8 protein-coding genes are annotated in these 18,369 nt (G+C 70.5%); 6 read left to right on the forward strand and 2 right to left on the reverse strand.

What is annotated here, in order from left to right; genetic code table 11:
- Window positions 1–25: 25 nt before the first annotated feature.
- The 5 genes from rpoB to panB all read left to right on the forward strand — a co-directional run bounded on the left by rpoB (window position 26) and on the right by panB (window position 13,027).
- Complete coding sequence (rpoB, locus tag WME82_RS02425) at window positions 26–4,162, forward strand: DNA-directed RNA polymerase subunit beta (RefSeq protein ID WP_437743925.1); 4,137 nt, start codon at window positions 26–28, stop codon at window positions 4,160–4,162.
- Window positions 4,163–4,303: 141 nt separating this feature from the next.
- Complete coding sequence (gene rpoC, locus WME82_RS02430; RefSeq protein ID WP_437743926.1) at window positions 4,304–8,587, forward strand: DNA-directed RNA polymerase subunit beta'; 4,284 nt, start codon at window positions 4,304–4,306, stop codon at window positions 8,585–8,587.
- A gap of 396 nt (window positions 8,588–8,983) precedes the next feature.
- On the forward strand, window positions 8,984–11,221 hold the full coding sequence (locus WME82_RS02435; protein WP_438041511.1) for an HD domain-containing phosphohydrolase: 2,238 nt from the start codon (window positions 8,984–8,986) through the stop codon (window positions 11,219–11,221).
- 21 nt (window positions 11,222–11,242) lie between these two features.
- Window positions 11,243–11,872 carry a GNAT family N-acetyltransferase gene (locus WME82_RS02440; RefSeq protein ID WP_438041512.1) on the forward strand — a complete coding sequence of 210 codons (630 nt, stop codon included), beginning with the start codon at window positions 11,243–11,245 and terminating at the stop codon, window positions 11,870–11,872.
- A 207-nt stretch (window positions 11,873–12,079) separates the two neighbouring features.
- Window positions 12,080–13,027, forward strand: a complete 948-nt coding sequence (gene panB / locus WME82_RS02445; protein WP_438041513.1) for a 3-methyl-2-oxobutanoate hydroxymethyltransferase — start codon at window positions 12,080–12,082, stop codon at window positions 13,025–13,027.
- Window positions 13,028–13,149: 122 nt separating this feature from the next.
- Here the strand turns inward: panB and WME82_RS02450 are convergent, their stop codons facing one another.
- Both WME82_RS02450 and WME82_RS02455 read right to left on the reverse strand, forming a co-directional pair.
- A complete protein-coding gene (locus WME82_RS02450) occupies window positions 13,150–15,297 on the reverse strand; it encodes a VWA domain-containing protein (RefSeq protein ID WP_438041514.1) in 2,148 nt (715 codons plus the stop codon).
- Window positions 15,294–16,253 (reverse strand): DUF58 domain-containing protein, encoded by a 960-nt coding sequence (locus WME82_RS02455; RefSeq protein ID WP_438041515.1) that lies wholly within the window; start codon window positions 16,251–16,253, stop codon window positions 15,294–15,296. The genes WME82_RS02450 and WME82_RS02455 overlap by 4 nt, the downstream gene beginning before the upstream one ends.
- Window positions 16,254–16,508: 255 nt before the next feature.
- On the opposite strand from WME82_RS02455, the gene ftsH reads away from it, so the two are divergent.
- The gene (ftsH, locus tag WME82_RS02460; protein WP_437743932.1) at window positions 16,509–18,368 is read left to right on the forward strand and encodes an ATP-dependent zinc metalloprotease FtsH; all 1,860 of its coding nucleotides are present in this window, start codon (window positions 16,509–16,511) and stop codon (window positions 18,366–18,368) included.
- Window position 18,369 lies beyond the last annotated feature (1 nt).

Below are 18,369 nucleotides of genomic sequence, written 5' to 3' on the forward strand. Positions count from 1 at the left end.
TGCTCGTGTGAGCCGGAGGAAATCGATGCCGTCGGTCGTCCAATCCAACTTCCGCGTCCGTAAGAACCTGGGTCGCGTTCGTCGCATCATCGACGTCCCCAACCTGATCGACATCCAGAAGTCGAGCTACGACAAATTCCTCCAGATGAGCGTTCCGCCGAACGAGCGGGAGGAGGTCGGGCTGCAGGCGGTGTTCCGCTCGGTCTTCCCGATCAAAGACTTCAACGGCACGAGCGAGCTCGTCTTCGTCTCGTACAACCTCGAGCCGCCGAAGTACGACGTCGATGAGTGCCGCCAGCGCGGTATGACCTACTCGGCGCCGATCAAGGTCACGAACCAGCTGATGATCTACGACACCCGCGACGGCGGGGAGCGGATCGTGCGCGACATCAAGGAGCAGGAGGTCTACTTCGGCGAGCTCCCGCTGATGACCGAGACGGGCACGTTCATCATCAACGGCACCGAGCGCGTCGTCGTCAGCCAGCTGCACCGCAGCCCCGGCGTCTTCTTCGATCACGATAAGGGCAAGACGCACTCGAGCGGCAAGCTGCTCTACTCCGCGCGCGTCATCCCGTACCGCGGCTCGTGGCTCGACTTCGAGTTCGACCCGAAGGACATCATCTATGTTCGCATCGATCGCCGGCGGAAGATGCACGCGACGGTGCTGCTGCGCGCGCTCGGCTACTCGACGCAGGACCTGCTGAACTACTTCTACTCGACCGAGACCGTTTACCTCGAGAAGGGTGGCAAGTACGCGAAGAGCATCGAGTACGATCTCCTGGCCGGTCAGCGGACGACGCGCGACATCAAGATCGGCAACGACGTCATCGTCAAGAAGAACACCAAGTTCACCCGCGCTGCCATCCGGAAGATGAAGGAGGCGAAGCTCGAGCGGCTCAGCCTCGAGCCGGAGGAGCTCGTCGGGAAGGTCGCGGCGCACGACATCGTCGACCCGGAGACCGGCGAGGTCGTGGTCGAGGTGAACGAGGAGCTCACCGAGGCGAAGCTCGAGCGGCTGCGCGACGCGAACATCGAGCAGTTCCGCATCCTCTTCATCGACGGCCTGAACGTCGGCTCGTACCTCCGCGACACGCTGCTCACCGACAAGGTGAAGACGATGGAGGACTCGATCCTGGAGATCTACCGGCGGCTGCGGCCGGGCGATCCGCCGACGCTCGAGACCGCCAAGACCCTGTTCCACAACCTGTTCTTCAACGCCGAGCGTTATGACCTGTCGAAGGTCGGCCGGCTGAAGCTGAACTACAAGTTCTACCGGGATGTCCCCGAAGACGAGCGGCCGGGGCTCGACCTCACGGTGCTCACGCCGCAGGACATCCTGGAGACCGTGCGTCACCTGATCGAGCTCAAGAACGGGCGCGGCTCGGTCGACGACATCGATCACCTCGGCAACCGCCGCGTGCGCGCGGTCGGCGAGCTGATGGAGAACCAGTACCGCATCGGCCTCGTCCGCATGGAGCGCGCGATCAAGGAGCGCATGAGCATGTCGCAGGAGATCGACACGCTCATGCCCCACGATCTGATCAACGCGAAGCCGGTCAGCGCGGTCGTGAAGGAGTACTTCGGGAGCTCCCAGCTCTCGCAGTTCATGGACCAGACCAACCCGCTCTCGGAGGTCACCCACAAGCGCCGCCTCTCGGCGCTCGGCCCGGGCGGCCTGACCCGCGAGCGCGCCGGGTTCGAGGTGCGCGACGTCCACGCGACCCACTACGGCCGTATCTGCCCGATCGAGACGCCGGAAGGGCCGAACATCGGCCTCATCGCGTCGCTGTCGACGTTCGCCCGCGTGAACGAGTTCGGGTTCGTCGAGACGCCGTACCGGAAGGTCGAGAACGGCCGGGTGACCGAGGACGTGATCTGGCTCTCGGCGCTCGAAGAAGAGGGCAAGTACATCGCGCAGGCGACCGTGAACCTCGATGAGGGTGGCCGCTTCAAGGAGTCGCTGGTCTCGGCCCGCTACAACGGCGAGTTCAAGATCGTCACGCCCGAGATGGTCGAGCTGATGGACGTCGCGCCGAACCAGATGGTGTCGGTCGCCGCCGCGCTCGTGCCCTTCCTCGAGCACGACGACGCGAACCGCGCGCTCATGGGCGCCAACATGCAGCGTCAGGCCGTGCCCCTCGTCGTGTCGCACGCGCCCCTCGTCGGCACCGGCATGGAGGAGCGGCTCGCCCGCGACTCCGGCGTCTGCGTCATCGCGCGGCGCCCCGGGGTCGTCGAGAGCGTCGACGCGACGCGCATCGTCGTCCGCGCCGAGGGCGAGGGCGCCGAGGTGCCCGATATCTACCACCTCATGAAGTTCCAGCGCTCGAACCAGTCGACCTGCTACACGCAGAAGCCGGTCGTCAGGACGGGCGAGGTGGTGAAGAAGGGCGACGTGCTCGCCGACGGCCCGTCGACCGACATGGGCGAGCTCGCGCTCGGCCAGAACGTGCTCGTCGCGTTCATGCCGTGGCAGGGCTACAACTTCGAGGACTCGATCCTGGTCTCCGAGCGCATCGCCAAGGACGACGTGTTCACCTCGATCCACATCGAGGAGTTCGAGTGCGTCGCCCGCGACACGAAGCTCGGCAAGGAGGAGATCACCCGCGACATCCCGAACGTCGGCGAGGAGGCGCTCAAGGACCTCGACGACTCCGGCATCGTGCGCATCGGGGCCGAGGTGCGGCCGGGCGACATCCTGGTCGGCAAGATCACGCCGAAGGGCGAGACCCAGCTCTCGCCCGAGGAGAAGCTGCTCCGGGCGATCTTCGGCGAGAAGGCCGGCGACGTCCGCGACAGCTCGCTCAAGGTGCCGCCCGGCGTCGGCGGGATCGTCATCAACGCCCGCGTGTTCTCGCGCAAGGGGACCGAGAAGGACGACCGCGCGCGGGACATCGAGGATCAGGAGCGGGCCAGGATCGAGCGGACGCGCGACGAGGAGATCAAGATCCTCCGCGACTCGTTCTTCCGCCGCATCCGCGAGCTCCTCCTCGGCAAGGAGGCGACAGGCAAGCTCGTCGACGACAAGGGCAAGGTGCTCTTCCAGAAGGGCGCCATCATCGACGAGCCCTCGCTCGCCGAGATCCCTCGCAAGTACTGGGGGGAGATCCCCGTCGACGACGCCGATCGGGTCCAGCAGATCCTGCGCGACCTCGAGGAGCTCGTCCGCACGCGCGAGGAGCACTTCCGCGACAAGATCGATCGCCTCTCCAAGGGCGACGAGCTGCCGCCGGGCGTCATCAAGATGGTGAAGGTCTATATCGCCATCAAGCGCAAGCTCCAGGTCGGCGACAAGATGGCAGGCCGCCACGGCAACAAGGGTGTCATCAGCCGCATCCTCCCCGAGGAGGACATGCCGTATCTGCAGGACGGCAGGCCGGTCGATCTCGTGCTGAACCCGCTCGGCGTGCCGAGCCGCATGAACGTCGGTCAGATCCTCGAGATCCACCTCGGGTGGGGCGCCTTCGAGCTCGGCAACCAGCTGCAGCGGATGATCGAGCAGCAGCGCGCGAGCGCCGAGATCAAGGAGCACCTGAAGGCCATCTATGCGGGCGACGAGACGATGAACGGCTTCTTCGACAACCTCGACGACGGCGACGTCAAGCGCTTCGTCAAGACGGTCGATGAGGGCGTGTTCATGGGATCGCCGGTGTTCGACGGCGCGCACGAGTCGGACATCAAGGGCGCCCTCGATCTCGCGGGTCTCCCGACCTCGGGCCAGGCGATCCTCTTCGATGGGCGCACGGGCGACGCGTTCGATCAGAACGTCACGGTGGGCATCATGTACATGCTGAAGCTCCACCACCTGGTCGACGACAAGATCCACGCTCGCTCGATCGGGCCCTACTCGCTCGTCACGCAGCAGCCCCTCGGCGGCAAGGCGCAGTTCGGCGGGCAGCGGCTCGGCGAGATGGAGGTCTGGGCGATGGAGGCCTACGGCGCGGCCTACGCGCTGCAGGAGTTCCTCACCGTGAAGAGCGACGACGTGATGGGCCGCACCCGGATGTACGAGGCCATCGTGAAGGGGGACTACACCCTGGAGGCGGGGCTGCCGGAGAGCTTCAACGTGCTCATCAAGGAGCTCCAGTCGCTGTGCCTCAACGTCGAGCTGGTCGAGACGAGCGCAGGGGTGGAGGCGTCGGCCGCGGAGGAAGAGGAGTGATGCAGTTCGTCACGTCACGAGCGCCGCGCGCCTTCTCGGTGACGGCAGGGGAGGCGCGCCGCGCGGGCGGCGCGCTCCCGAAGACTCAAGCAGTGGGCGCGGACAGGTTCATCGGTTTCGTTTCTGTCTCCGGAGGTCTCCATGCGTGACATCTTCAGCTTCTTCGAGAAGCCCAAAGACCCGCTGTCGTTCAGCGCCATCCGCATCTCGCTCGCGAGCCCGGAGAAGATCCGCGAGTGGTCGCACGGCGAGGTGAAGAAGCCGGAGACCATCAACTACCGGACGTTCAAGCCGGAGCGCGATGGTCTGTTCTGCGCCAAGATCTTCGGGCCTGTGAAGGACTACGAGTGCAACTGCGGCAAGTACAAGCGCATGAAGCACCGTGGCATCGTGTGCGAGAAGTGCGGCGTCGAGGTCATCCAGTCGAAGGTCCGGCGCGAGCGGCTCGGGCACATCTCGCTGGCCACGCCGGTCGCCCACATCTGGTTCCTGAAGAGCCTGCCGTCGCGCATCGGCAACATGCTCGACATCACGCTCAAGGACCTGGAGAAGGTGCTCTATTGCGAGGCGTACATCGTCATCGATCCCAAGGAGACTGGCCTCATGCGGGGCGATCTCCTGAGCGAGGAGCGGTATCTGCAGCTCCTCGACGAGTACGGTGACGACAAGTTCAGCGCCGGCATGGGCGGCGAGGCGATCCTCGAGATGCTCAAGCAGGTCGACGTTCATGGCCTGGCGGAGCTGCTCAGGACGGAGATGCGCGCCGCGACCAGCGAGGCCAAGCGGAAGAAGCTCGCGAAGCGGCTCAAGGTCGTCGAGGCGTTCCGCGAGAGCGGCAACCGGCCCGAGTGGATGATGCTGACCGTGATCCCGGTGCTCCCGCCGGATCTGCGCCCGCTCGTCCCCCTGGACGGCGGCCGCTTCGCGACCAGCGATCTCAACGATCTTTACCGCCGCGTCATCAACCGCAACAACCGCCTGAAGCGGCTCCTCGAGCTGAACGCGCCGGAGATCATCATCCGGAACGAGCGCCGGATGCTGCAGGAGGCGGTCGACGCGCTGTTCGACAACGGCCGCCGCGGCAAGACGATCACCGGCCCGAACAAGCGCCCGCTCAAGTCGCTCTCCGACATGCTGAAGGGCAAGCAGGGCCGGTTCCGCCAGAACCTGCTCGGCAAGCGCGTCGACTACTCGGGCCGCTCCGTCATCGTCGTGGGCCCGACGCTGCGCCTGCACCAGTGCGGTCTGCCCAAGAAGATGGCGCTCGAGCTCTTCAAGCCGTTCATCTACAACAAGCTGGAAGAGCGCGGCTACGTCAACACCATCAAGAGCGCCAAGAAGATGGTGGAGAAGGAGCGCCCGGAGGTCTGGGACATCCTCGAGGAGGTCATCAGCGAGCACCCGGTGCTCCTGAACCGCGCCCCGACGCTCCACCGCCTCGGCATCCAGGCGTTCGAGCCGGTCCTCATCGAGGGCAAGGCGATCCAGCTGCACCCGCTGGTCTGCGCGGCGTTCAACGCCGACTTCGACGGCGACCAGATGGCGGTCCACGTGCCGCTGTCGGTCGAGGCGCAGATGGAGGCGCGCGTGCTCATGATGAGCACGAACAACATCCTCTCGCCCGCGAGCGGTAAGCCGATCATCAACCCGACCCAGGACATCGTGCTCGGGCTCTACTACGCGACCCGCGAGCGGAAGTTCGAGAAGGGGTCGTACCGCGCGGACACCCTCGCCTTCGGCGAGGACGGCGTGGCGCAGGGCTACCTGCGCGGCATCTACGCCTCCCTCGAGGAGGTGCGGATGGCGTACGACAACGGCGAGGTCGCGCTGCACGCCGGCATCCGCGTCCGCGTCCCGATCATCGACGACGACGGCAACCCGCAGCTCGACGAGTTCGGCCACGTGAAGCGCCGCATCGTCGAGACCACGGTGGGCCGCGTCATCATCTCCGAGGTCCTCCCGAAGGGGGTCGCGTTCGAGTACGCGAACAAGACCCTCGACAAGAAGGCGCTCTCGGCGCTCATCGACGTCTGCTACCGCATCCACCGCAACAAGGAGACCGTCCTCCTCGCGGACCGGCTCCGCACGCTCGGCTTCGACCACGCGATGCGGGCCGGTATCTCGATCTGCATGGATCACATGGTGATCCCGGCGGCCAAGAAGGTCCTCCTCGGCGAGGCGCAGAAGGAGGTCGAGCGCGTCGTCGAGCAGTACCAGGAGGGGCTCATCACCGACGGCGAGCGGTACAACAAGATCGTCGATATCTGGGCGAGCATCGCCGACCAGGTCACGACCGAGATGATGGCCGGCATCGGCAAGGAGACGGTCGTCGACCACGAGACGGGCAAGGAGTCGATCGAGCCGAGCTTCAACCCCATCTACATCATGGCCGACTCCGGCGCGCGCGGCTCCACGCAGCAGATCCGGCAGCTGGCCGCGATGCGCGGCCTGATGGCCAAGCCGTCCGGCGAGATCATCGAGACGCCGATCACCGCGAACTTCCGCGAGGGTCTCAGCGTGCTCCAGTACTTCATCTCGACGCACGGCGCCCGGAAGGGGCTCGCCGACACGGCGCTCAAGACGGCGAACTCCGGGTACCTCACCCGGCGGCTCGTCGACGTGGCGCAGGACGCGGTCATCTCCGAGTTCGACTGCGGCACGCTCGACGGCATCCGCGTGGCGAAGCTCGAGGAGGCCGGCGAGGTCATCCAGCCGCTCGGCGACCGCATCCTCGGCCGCGTCGCGCTGGAGGACGTCGTCGACCCGCTCACCGGCGAGGTGCTGATCACGGCGAACACCGAGCTCGACGAGCAGGCGGTGCGGTCCATCGAGGACGCCGGCATCGAGGAGGTCGTCATCCGCTCGGTGCTCACGTGCCAGCTCCGCCGCGGGGTCTGCGCGCTGTGCTACGGGCGCGACCTCGCGCGCGGCTACCGGGTCAACATCGGCGAGGCGGTGGGCATCATCGCCGCCCAGTCGATCGGCGAGCCGGGCACGCAGCTCACGATGCGCACCTTCCACATCGGCGGCACCGCGGCGCGCGGCAAGATCGAGGCGAGCTACCTCGAGGCCCGCACCGAGGGCACCGTCCGCCTCCGCCGCGCGGTCGTCCAGAAGAAGAAGGACGGCACCATGGTGGTCATGAACCGCCACGGCGAGATCGTGGTCGTCGACGAGACGGGGCGCGAGCGCGAGCACAACCGCCTCGTCTACGGCGCCATCCTCAAGAAGGCCGACGGCGAGCGCACCAAGCCCGGCGAGCTGCTCGCCGAGTGGGACCAGTTCGCGACGCCGATCCTCACCGAGGTCTCCGGCGTGGTGAAGTTCGGCGACCTCATCGAGGGCGTCAGCGTGCAGGATCGCCTCGACGAGGTGACGGGCCTCTCGCGAAAGGTCGTCATCGAGTCGAAGGCGGCCGACGTCCGCCCGCGCATCTCGCTGAAGGACCCGGAGTCGGGCAAGACGCTGAAGCTCCCGAACAGCGAGCTCGAGGCGCGCTACCTGCTCCCTGTCGGCGCCCACATCGTCGCGCAGGAGGGGGATCTCATCGAGGCCGGCGAGGTCATCGCCAAGATCCCGCGCGACACGACGAAGGTGCAGGACATCACCGGCGGTCTGCCCCGCGTCGCCGAGCTGTTCGAGGCCCGAAAGCCGAAGGATCACGCGATCATCAGCGAGATCGACGGCGAGGTCACGTTCGGCAAGGACACGAAGGGCAAGCGGAAGGTCATCATCACGCCGTACTCGCCGGACGGGCACGCGCTCGGCGATCAGGCGCGCGAGTACCTGATCCCGAAGGGCAAGCACATCCAGGTGCAGCCGGGTGACCGGGTGCGCGCGGGTGACCCCCTCCAGGACGGCCCGCCGAACCCGCACGACATCCTCCGGGTGAAGGGCGAGAAGGAGCTCTCGGCCTGGCTCGTGAACGAGATCCAGCAGGTCTACCGGCTCCAGGGCGTCGGCATCAACGACAAGCACATCGAGGTCATCGTCCGGCAGATGCTCCGGCGGGTCCGGGTGCGCGAGGTCGGCGATACGAACTTCCTGGTGGACGAGCAGGTCGAGAAGCACATCTTCGAGAAGGAGAACGAGACCGTGCTCGAGCGCGGCGGCAAGCCCGCCATCGCCGAGGCGCTCCTCCTCGGCATCACCAAGGCCAGCCTGTCGACCGAGTCGTTCATCAGCGCCTCGTCGTTCCAGGAGACGACCAAGGTGCTCACCGAGGCCGCGATCAACGGCAAGACGGACGATCTCCGCGGTCTCAAGGAGAACGTCATCATGGGCCGCCTGATCCCGGCCGGGACGGGGCTGCCCGCCTACAAGCGCCTCCAGGTCGTGGTCGAGGGCGAGCCGGTGGCGCAAGCGCCGTACGTCGCCCCCAGGCCGCGTCCCGAGGAGACGCTCACGGCCGTGAACGAGGAGTAGCCGGCCTGCAGGCGCGCCCAGGGCGGGATCCAACCCCGACCCCGGGCGCGCCGCCCATCTCCCGAAGCGCGCTCGCAGCGCTCGGGAGGCGTTTTGCCCGTCGCCCCAAGGTGACCAGCCTGGCGAGCCGCGCCGGACGTGGCGCGCGCGCCTACCCGGAGCCAGTCTTCACTTCCACGTCGCAGCGTATCGGGTCGAGCGGGCATCGCCAGCCAACCGGCGTCGGCTGGAATGCTCACGGGGCTCGCGCGCCGCGCCGAGCTCTGCTCTCATTCCTCGAGCGCACCCCATGGCTGCATACGCCGCGAGCGGCTGGCCAGCTCTCCCCGCGTGCTCCCGTTCCGCGAGGGTTCTTGGGCGCGCCACCTCCAATTTCTGGGTAGAATCAGGGTTTCGATGGCTTCCGTTCAAGGATTGAACCAGCGGATTGCCGATCGCCTCGTCCTCGAGGGGCGCATCACCCCGGACGATCACCGTCGTGCGGTGGAGTACGCGATGCGTACGCGCGGCCGTATCGAGGACGCCATCATCGAGCTCGACATCGTCAACGAGGCCGAGCTCCTGAAGTTCATCGCGACCGTCCACAACACCCGCTTCGTCTCGACCGAGAAGCTCTCGAAGGCGATCATCGAGCCCCGCGTGCTCGCCAAGGTCTCGGCGATCACCGCGACGTTGCACGGCGTCTTCCCGGTGCTGCTCGACGATCGGAACACGACGCTCTCGGTCGCGACGGCGGATCCCGACAACGACGTCGCGCTGCACGAGATCCGGCTCGCCGCGGGCGTGCGGGACGTACGCGCCATCGTCGCCAGGCCGGCGGCGGTCCGCGCGGCCATCGCGTACCACTACCGGGGCGACACGACCGCGTTCAGCTCGCTTCTGCGCCCGGTCAACTCGTTCGACGAGATCCTCTACACCAACAGCAATAACCCGTTCGACCGCGCGTCGATGACGCACGAGCGCGCATCGATCACGCACGAGCGCGCGTCGATGACGCACGTGCCGGCGGTGGTCCCGCAGCCGGCGCACGGGCAAACGATGCACGGGCTGCCGGCGCACGCGGCGCCCACGCAGGCGGCGCCGATGCACCCGCAGGCGATGCACGTGCAGCCGGCGCACGCGGCGCCCACGCAGGCGGCGCCGGTGCCTGCGCCGCTCGTCACGGCGCCGCAGGTGCCCGCGGTGATGCGGGCGCCCTCCGCGCCGCCCCGGGTGGCCCCGGCCGGGCCCCCGCCCACGCCGGTGCCCCCATCGCCGCCCCCCCAGCAGCACGTCGCTCCAGCGCCGATCTCCGCGCCGGTCGCCGCGGCGCCGCCCCCGCCGCCGCCGCATCCGACGACGACCCACGCGTACGTCGAGACGCTCAACGTCCTCGTGAGCCTGCTCGAGAACGCGCGGCAAGACCTTCGAGGCCACTCCTCCACGGTCGCCCGCATCGTCCGCAAGCTCTGCGAGCGCATCGGCCTGCCGCCGACGACGGTCGCGAGCTACGTGGCCTCGGCCTACCTGCACGACCTCGGCAAGAACGGCCCGTACCACCTCACCGCGCTCAACGTCGCCGAGTACGAGGGGCACCGGCTCGCCGCGACGAAGAGCGTCGATCTTCCGGCGCACCTCATGGAGTCGGTGGGGCTGCCGCAGGAGGTCGTCTCGGCGATCAGCATGATGTACGAGCGCTACGACGGCAGCGGCTTCCCCGATGGCCTCTCTGGCAAGGAGATCCCGCTCGGCGCGCGCATCCTCGCGGTCGCGGACACCTACGCCGATCTCACGCAGAACCCGCGCAACCCGTACCGCAAGGCGCTCCGCCCGCCGGAGGCCTGCGACGTGCTCGCCCAGTACCGCGCCACCATCTTCGATCCGAACATCGTCGATCTCTTCCGCCAGGTCATGACGGGCGACGACATGCGCGCGAAGCTGCTCTCCGATCGGCACCAGGCGCTCATCGTCGACCCGGATCCCGAGGAGACGACGGTGCTCGAGCTGCGCCTGCTCGAGCAGGGCTTCGAGGTCTCGATCGCGCGCAACGTGGCGCAGGCGCGCCGCGAGCTCGAGACGAAGGACATCGAGGTGGTCGTCAGCGAGATCGACCTCGAGGAGCCCGACGCCGGCCTCACGCTCCGCTCCGACGCGCTGAAGCTCGGCTTCGGCCGCGACAAGACGTGGGTCATCCTCACCGCGAAGACGGACCGGCAGACCGCCCAGCGCGCCTTCGATCTCGGCGTCGACGACTTCGTCTCGAAGCCGGCGTCGACCGACGTCATGGCCGCCAAGCTCCGCCAGCTCATCGAGCGGCGCTCCACGACCACCGTCCCCCGCGGCGTGTCCGGCTCGCTCGCCGAGATGGGCCTGCCGGACATGATCCAGATCCTCTGGCACGGCCGGAAGACGTGCGCGCTCAAGATCCAGGCGAACTCCATGGCCGGCGAGATCCACTTCGCCGATGGACAGGTCGTCCATGCGCTCTGGGCCGGCGCGCTGGGCGAGGACGCGTTCTACCGGATGCTCACGCTCCGGGAGGGCGACTTCCGCCTCGACCCGAGCTTCTCGCCCAGCACCCGCAGCATCACCGCGTCACCCGAGGCGCTGCTCCTCGAAGGGATGCGACGCCTCGATGAAGGGACCTTGTCCTAGGCGCTTCGCGCTGGAGACCGCTTGAAGAGCCCCGTCTGCATCGAGACCCCGCGGCTGCGCCTCTTCATCCCTCCCGTCGAGTTCGCTGGCCGCTACCTCGCCTATTTCGAGCGCAACCGCGACCACCTGGTGCGGTGGGATCCGCCGCGCCCCGAGGGCTTCTACACCGAGGCGTTCTGGCGTGAGCGCCTCCTCCGCGACCACGAGGACTTCGCCGCGGATCGCGCGCTCCGGCTCGCGCTGCAGTCGCGCGGCGCCCCCGGCGGCGAGGTGATCGGGGTCTGCAACTTCACGCAGTTCGTCCGCGGCGCCTTCCAGGCCGCGACCCTCGGCTACTCGCTCGACCAGCGCGCCGTTGGCTCGGGCCTGATGTTCGAGGCGATCGAGGCGGCGATCGCGTACATGTTCGACACGCTCGGCTTCCACCGGGTGATGGCGAACTACCTGCCGCACAACGAGCGCAGCGGCCGGCTGCTCCGGCGCCTCGGCTTCGCCGTCGAGGGGTATGCGCGCGATTACCTGTTCATCGATGGTGCGTGGCGCGATCACGTCCTGACCGCGCTGACCAACCCGAGGTCCGCGCCTCCGGGCGGCTCGCGAACGACGGGGGCAGCGCACCCTGTCCGCGGCGCCGGCCCCCGCCACGGTTGATCCGGCCGCTCCTGGGATCGCGCCGCCGCGCGGCGTCCTGGCCGCACGCCCCTGCCGGCCGGCGACCGGCCGGCAACCAGGCGAGAACGCTGAAGATTGCGGCTTACCGCCCCGCGACCGCCGCGCGCCGCGTCTTGCCCCGCAGCGGGCGCCGCCCTAGCTTGTCCCGAGGCGTGGACCGCGAGTGCGGCCGCGACCCGGAGGCACATGTACGGTCCGCAAGGCAACGGTGGCGGCAGCGCACGCAGGCCAGCGCAGCGCTCGACGAAGGTCACGGTCCCCGAGATCCGCTCCCGCAAAGGGGTCTCGCCGATCGCGATGGTGACGGCGTACGACTTCACGATGGCGCGGCTGCTCGACGAGGGCGGCGCCGATCTGCTGCTCGTCGGCGACTCGCTGGGGATGGTCGTGCAGGGGCACACGACGACGCTCCCCGTGACGGTCGAGGAGATCTGTTACCACGGGCGCGCGGTGGTGCGCGGCGCGCGGCGGGCCCACGTCGTGGGCGACATGCCGTTCATGAGCTTCCAGCTCTCTCCGATGCACGCGCTCGAGAACGCCGGGCGCATGATGAAGGAGGGCAGCTTCGAGAGCATCAAGCTCGAGGGAGGCGAGGAGATCGCCGAGCACGTGCGCCGGATCGTCGCCGCGGGCATCCCGGTGATGGGTCACCTCGGGCTCACGCCGCAGTCGGTGCACGCGATGGGCGGGTTCAAGGTGCAGGGCAAGGGCGACGAGGCGGCCGAGCGCCTCATCGCCGACGCGCGCATCCTCGACGAGGCGGGCGCCTACGCGATCGTGCTCGAGGCCATCCCGCCGGATCTCGCGGAGGAGGTGACGGCCGCGGTCTCCGTCCCGACGATCGGCATCGGCGCCGGGGCCGGCTGCGACGGGCAGGTGCTCGTCTGTTACGACCTGCTCGGGATGTTCCGCGAGCTGACGCCGAAGTTCGCGAAGCGCTTCGCCGAGGTCGGCGATCAGATCGTGGAGGCGACGCGCGCCTACGTGGACGAGGTGCAGTCGCGCGCGTTCCCCGCTGCAGAGCACAGCTTCAAGCCGAACGGGCCTCGCCGGGCCGCCAGCGTGCCCGCCGCGCCGGCCAAGACCGAGTTCGCGCCGGCCGACGAGATCCCCCCGCACTGGCAGACGCACTGAGCGCGGCAGCGCGGCGTGGCGCGGCCGGTTGACTCGACTCGACTCGACTCGACTCGACGCCGGCTGCTCCGCGCCGGCAGGCGCGCGCTCCGCGCGGGCAAGCGCGCCGGAGGGGGCCGGCCTCAGCTCGCCTGGGCTTCCGCCGGCTCCTGCCGCCCTGCGATGGCGCGCAGCAAGAGCTCGACCGCGAGCAACAGGAGCAGCAGGAGCGCGACGTAGGGCGACCCGTCGATGGATGCGGCCATGCCGCCCAGCTCTGCCGCGCGGGCGCTCTCGGCGACGCGCCTCGGGCGGAGGTCGATCTCGCGCTCCGGGACCGACACGACGCGCGTCGAGCGCTCGCCGTCCAGGGTGAGCTCGTAGAGGCCGGCGAGCGGCGGAGACACGCGCAGGCGCCGCTCGACCTCGGCGACGGGGAGCGCCTCGCGTGACTGCGAGGCCCCGTCGCGGTCGACCCGCACGCGCTCGACCTTGACGTCGTGGTAGCCGTCGAACGTCCACAGCTCGCCCGCGGCGAGGCGCCGCGCGCCGCCGCGGGCGCGCGCGGCGCCGACGAAGCCGTCGAGCAACGACAGGAACGCGGGCCGCAGCGCGACGTCGCTCTCCTCCGTGCCGAGGGGCAGCGTCATGAACAGCACCACGCCGCGCCCGAGCGGGCGGCGCACGAGGAACGGGGCGCCGTCCGCCCACCGGGCGAGCACCTCGGCGCCCTCCGAGGCCTCCGCGCCCAGCGTCGCCCGGCCGCGCGGGGCGACGTCGGCGAGGCCGGGCGCGGACGGGCCGAGCCAGCCCGCCGTCGCCGGATCCACGCCGGGCACCGGGGAGGCCGACCAGCGGACGACGCCCGGGACCAGCGGCTCGAACCCGGCGCCGAGCGGCGCCGCGGCCGCGCGCTGGCCGAGCGTCAGCAGCGCGACGCCGCCCCGCTCGACCCACGCGGCGAGCGAGCGACGCACCTCCGGCGTGAAGCCGGGCGCGTCGTCGACGATGAGCCCCGCGTGCGCGGCCAGCTCGTCCGCGTGCTCCGGGACCGAGGGCAGCGGCCTGATCTGCGCGTCCAGGTCGAGCGCCGAGAGGGCCTGCTCGAGCGGCGGCGGGCCGCCCGTCTCGACGTGCGTGGTCGCGGGGTCGACCACGACCGCGATCGAGAGCGGGCCGCCGGCGGAGATGATCGGGGCGCGGTCGTCCTCGGCGATCGCGTCGCCGCCGGTGAGCGCGGCGATCAGGATCTCGGGCGCCGCGGCCGGGAGGTCGATCGAGAGCTCCTCGGCGCGCAGGGCCGGGTCGAGCGCGACCTTGCCGAGCACGGCGTCGCCGGCGCGCACCTCGAGGGATCGCCCCGCCGCGGCGGAGGCGCCCGTCGCCGAGGCGCCTGCGGCGGCGGCGCCCGCGGCGGGCGGCGCGTCCGCGCCGCCGTCTCGCTGCGCGACGGCGACGTCGGGCCCGCGCGCCGCGGTCGACGCGGCGGTGCAGACGACGCGGACGCGCGCCTTCTGGCCGGATCGATCGGCGCGCACGATCCCGCAGTCCTGGCCCGTCGCCTCGAGCTCCTGGAGCGGCACCCACGTGGCGATGTCGGGGGTGCCCGAGATGGGCGGGGCGTTGGGCGTGCCGTCCGCGAGGTCGCTGAGGAGCACGATGCGTTTGTCGCTCTGAGGCAGCCCACGGAGCAGATCGCGGGCGAGCGCGAGGGCGCCGTCGATGTCGGTGGCGCGGTCCGACGGCGCCGCCGCGGCGAGCGCCTCGCTGACGGCGGCGAGGTTGGTGGTCGACGCGAGGGCGACGCGGGCCGGGGCGCCCGCGAGGACGAGCGCCGCGGCGTCGCCGGGAGCGAGGCCGCCGGCGAGCTCGCGCGCGGCCGTGAGCGCGCGCTCGAACCGCGAGGGCGCATGCGAGGAATCGTCGATCGACCGCCCGTCGCGCGCGGCGCCCTCGGCGCCGTCCGTGCGCGCCCGCATGCTGAGCGAGTCGTCGACGACGATGGCGAGCGCGACCGACGCGCCGGCCCTGCGGCTGAGCGACAGGTGCGAGCAGCGCAGGAGCGGCGTCGCGCCGAGCACCGCGAGCGCGATCACCGAGACGGCCCGGGTGACGAAGAGGGCGCGGTCCTCGAGGAGGCTCCGGCGCCGCGCCGTCGGCGGCGTGGGCGGGACCAGGCGCGCCGGCGGGAACGGCCGCTCCTCGGCGCGGCGACGGCGCAGGAGGTGCGCGGCGACCGGCGCGCCGACGAGCAGCGCGACCAGCAGCGCGCCGAGCGTGACGAAGCTCATCGGCGCACCTCGCCGATCGCCTGCACGAGCGAGCGGACGACGTCGGTCGGAGGATCGGCGCTCGTCGCGCGGAGCAGGCGGCCGCCGCGCGACGCGAGCGCCCGCGACCAGGCCTCGGCCAGGGCGGCGAGGCGCGCCTGGTACTGCGCGCGGACCGCGCCCGCGTCGGCCTCCACGACCGCGCCGCCCTCCAGGGCGCGGAGGCGCACGTTGCCCTCGAAGTCGAGCGTCGCCTCGCTGGGATCGAGGACCTGGAGCGCGATCAGCGTGCGGCCGCCGGTGCTCAGCGACGTGAACGCCGAGAGCGCGCGATCGGCGCCCGACGGGGCCGCGCCGGATTCATGAGCAAGATCGATGAGATCTGAGATGAGGAGGACGACGGCGCCGCGGCGGGCCTTCTTCGCGATGGGCGCGAGCGCGCGCTCGACGGCGCCGGCGTCGCCGCTCCAGTCCTGGGCGGCGGAGGTGGCCTCGAGGGCGCCGACGATCCGCTCGAACGCCTCGCGCCCCGCCATCGCGGGCAGGCCGTGGGTGCCGGCGCCGCCGAGCCAGGCGAGCCCCACCGGGTCGCCGGTGGCGAGCGCGACGCGGGCCATGGCCGCGGCGATGAGCGCCGCGTAGGCCAGCTTGGCGCCGGGCGCGCGTCGGCCGCGGTAGGACATCGAGGCGGTCGCGTCGACGCACAGCCACAGGGCGCGATCGGTCTCGGTCTCGAACTCGCGCACCATGAGGCGATCGTGGCGGAGCAGGGCGCGGCGATCGAAGAAGCGGAGATCGTCGCCGGGCACATAGGGCCGCTGACCGCCGAACTCGACCCCCGCGCCCTTGCGGACGCTCCGGTGCATGCCGGCGTAGACGCCCTCGGCGACGGCGCGCGATTTGAGGCGGAGCGGGGCGAGCCCGCCCCAGTCGATGGGGAACGCTGCGAGCGAGGCGCGGTCGGAGGCGAGCGGCACGGTGTCGCTTCTTAGCCTGGATCCACCGGGCGATCACCTCGCGGCAGCGGCGCGTCGGCGCTGCGGGTGGACGCGCGGCAGCCGTGCGTCGGCGCTGTCGGTGGACGCGCGGCAGCCGTGCGCCGGCGGCGCGCCGAGCCGCGCTCGGGGACGCTCATGGGCTCCCTCCCTCGCGCGGCTTTCTCGTGGGCTTTCCCGTTCTTCCGGGGGCGAGGGCTTGCCGAGGCGACGCCCGCCGCACATCAGCTCCGTGGAATGGCTGACGAGAAGAGGCCGGCGTCGCGCGCGTGGCTAGGGTACCTGCTGATCGCGGTCGGGATCCTGGTCCTTTCCGGGATCGTCAGGTCACGAGGGCGCCCGCTCGTGCCGTACGACGAGGCGGTCGCCGAGGTGCGGCGCGGGGAGATCTCCGCGGCGATCGTGAAGCCCGACGAGATCGAGCTGATCCGCCGCGAGAGCCCGCAACGACCGGAGGAGCGCGTCCGCGTGACGCGGCTGCCCGGCGTCGAGGATGAGCCGCTCGTGAGGGCGCTTCTCGACAAGCAGGTCCGCATCGAGGCGAAGAGCCCCCAGACGTCGGTGTGGATGCAGGTGGCGATCTGGATGTTGCCGCTCCTCCTCATCAACGCGGCGTTCTTCATGATGCTGCGGCGGGCGGGGCAGGGGGCCGGCGGGCCGCTCGGGTTCCTGCGCAGCAAGGCGAAGATCTACGATCGATCCAGGCAGGATCCGGTGCGTTTCCCGGACGTCGCCGGCGTCGATGAGGCCAAGGACGAGCTCGTCGAGGTCGTCGACTTCCTCAAGGAGCCCTCGAGGTACCGCTCGCTGGGCGGGCGGATCCCGCGCGGCCTCCTGCTCATCGGGCCGCCGGGCACCGGCAAGACGCTGCTCGCGCGGGCGGTGGCGGGCGAGGCGAACGTGCCGTTCTTCTCGCTGAACGCGAGCGAGTTCGTCGAGATGTTCGTGGGGCTCGGGGCCGCGCGGGTCCGCGAGCTCTTCGAGGAGGCGCGCAAGAGCGCGCCCAGCATCGTGTTCATCGACGAGATCGACGCCGTGGGCAGGACCCGGGGCGGCCTCGGCGCCCTCGCGACCCACGACGAGCGAGAGCAGACGCTCCACCAGCTCCTCGCCGAGCTCGACGGCTTCGACGCGCGCACCACCGTGATCCTGATGGCCGCCACCAACCGCCCCGAGGTGCTCGATCCGGCGCTCCTGCGACCCGGGCGCTTCGACCGCCAGGTCATCGTCGATCGGCCCGATCTGCGGGGCCGCGAGGCGATCCTCGCCGTCCACGCGCGGCGGGTGCCGCTCGCGAGCGACGTCGATCTCGGGCTCGTGGCGCGCCGCACGCCGGGCATGGTCGGCGCCGATCTCGCGAAGATCGTCAACGAGGCCGCGCTGGCCGGGGCGCGGCGCGGCGCGAGCGAGATCGGACAGGCCGATTTCGACGAGGCGCTCGATCGCTCGCAGCTCGGGCTCCGGCGCCGCGGGCAGATCATGACCGCGGAGGAGCGGCGGCGCGTGGCTTACCACGAGGCCGGGCACGCCCTCGTCGCGCTCGCGCTGCCGGCCGCCGATCCGGTGGAGCGGGTGTCCATCGTGGCCCGCACGATCGGCGCGCTCGGCGTCACGATCCAGGTGCCCCGCGACGAGCGCCAGCTGGTCACCGAGCAGGAGATCGAGTCGCGTGTCACGGTGATGCTCGGGGGCAGGGCGGCGGAGGAGCTCGCGCTGGGGCAGGTGTCGAGCGGCGCGCACGACGATCTCGGGCGCGCCACGGCGCTCGTCCGCGAGATGGTGACCCGCCTCGGGATGAGCCGGCGCCTCGGGCTGGCCGCGCTCGCGCGCACCGTCGGCGCGCCGATGCTCGGCGTGCTCCAGGAGGAGCGCACGTGCAGCGAGGAGACCGCCCGCGAGGTCGACGAGGAGGTGAGGGAGCGGCTCGGCGAGATGTACCTGAAGGCCAAGCAGCTGCTCGTCGATCGCCGCGAGGGCCTCGAGGCGGTCGCGGAGGCGCTCGTGCTCAAGGAGACGCTGCGCGGCGAGGAGCTGGAAGAGGTCGCGGCCGTGTCGACGCGGCGGAAGATCGCCGTGGGCCCGCCGAGCGCGGCGTGAG

This window comes from Sorangium sp. So ce128 (genome assembly GCF_051525245.1).
Classification (GTDB): domain Bacteria; phylum Myxococcota_A; class Polyangia; order Polyangiales; family Polyangiaceae; genus Sorangium; species Sorangium cellulosum_B.

Coding starts and splice junctions, on each gene's coding strand:
- rpoC (WP_437743926.1), top strand. CDS start 4,304: ATGCGTGACATCTTCAGCTTCTTCGAGAAGCCCAAAGACCCGCTGTCG.
- panB (WP_438041513.1), top strand. CDS start 12,080: ATGTACGGTCCGCAAGGCAACGGTGGCGGCAGCGCACGCAGGCCAGCG.
- ftsH (WP_437743932.1), top strand. CDS start 16,509: ATGGCTGACGAGAAGAGGCCGGCGTCGCGCGCGTGGCTAGGGTACCTG.
- WME82_RS02450 (WP_438041514.1), bottom strand. CDS start 15,297: ATGAGCTTCGTCACGCTCGGCGCGCTGCTGGTCGCGCTGCTCGTCGGC.
- WME82_RS02435 (WP_438041511.1), top strand. CDS start 8,984: ATGGCTTCCGTTCAAGGATTGAACCAGCGGATTGCCGATCGCCTCGTC.
- rpoB (WP_437743925.1), top strand. CDS start 26: ATGCCGTCGGTCGTCCAATCCAACTTCCGCGTCCGTAAGAACCTGGGT.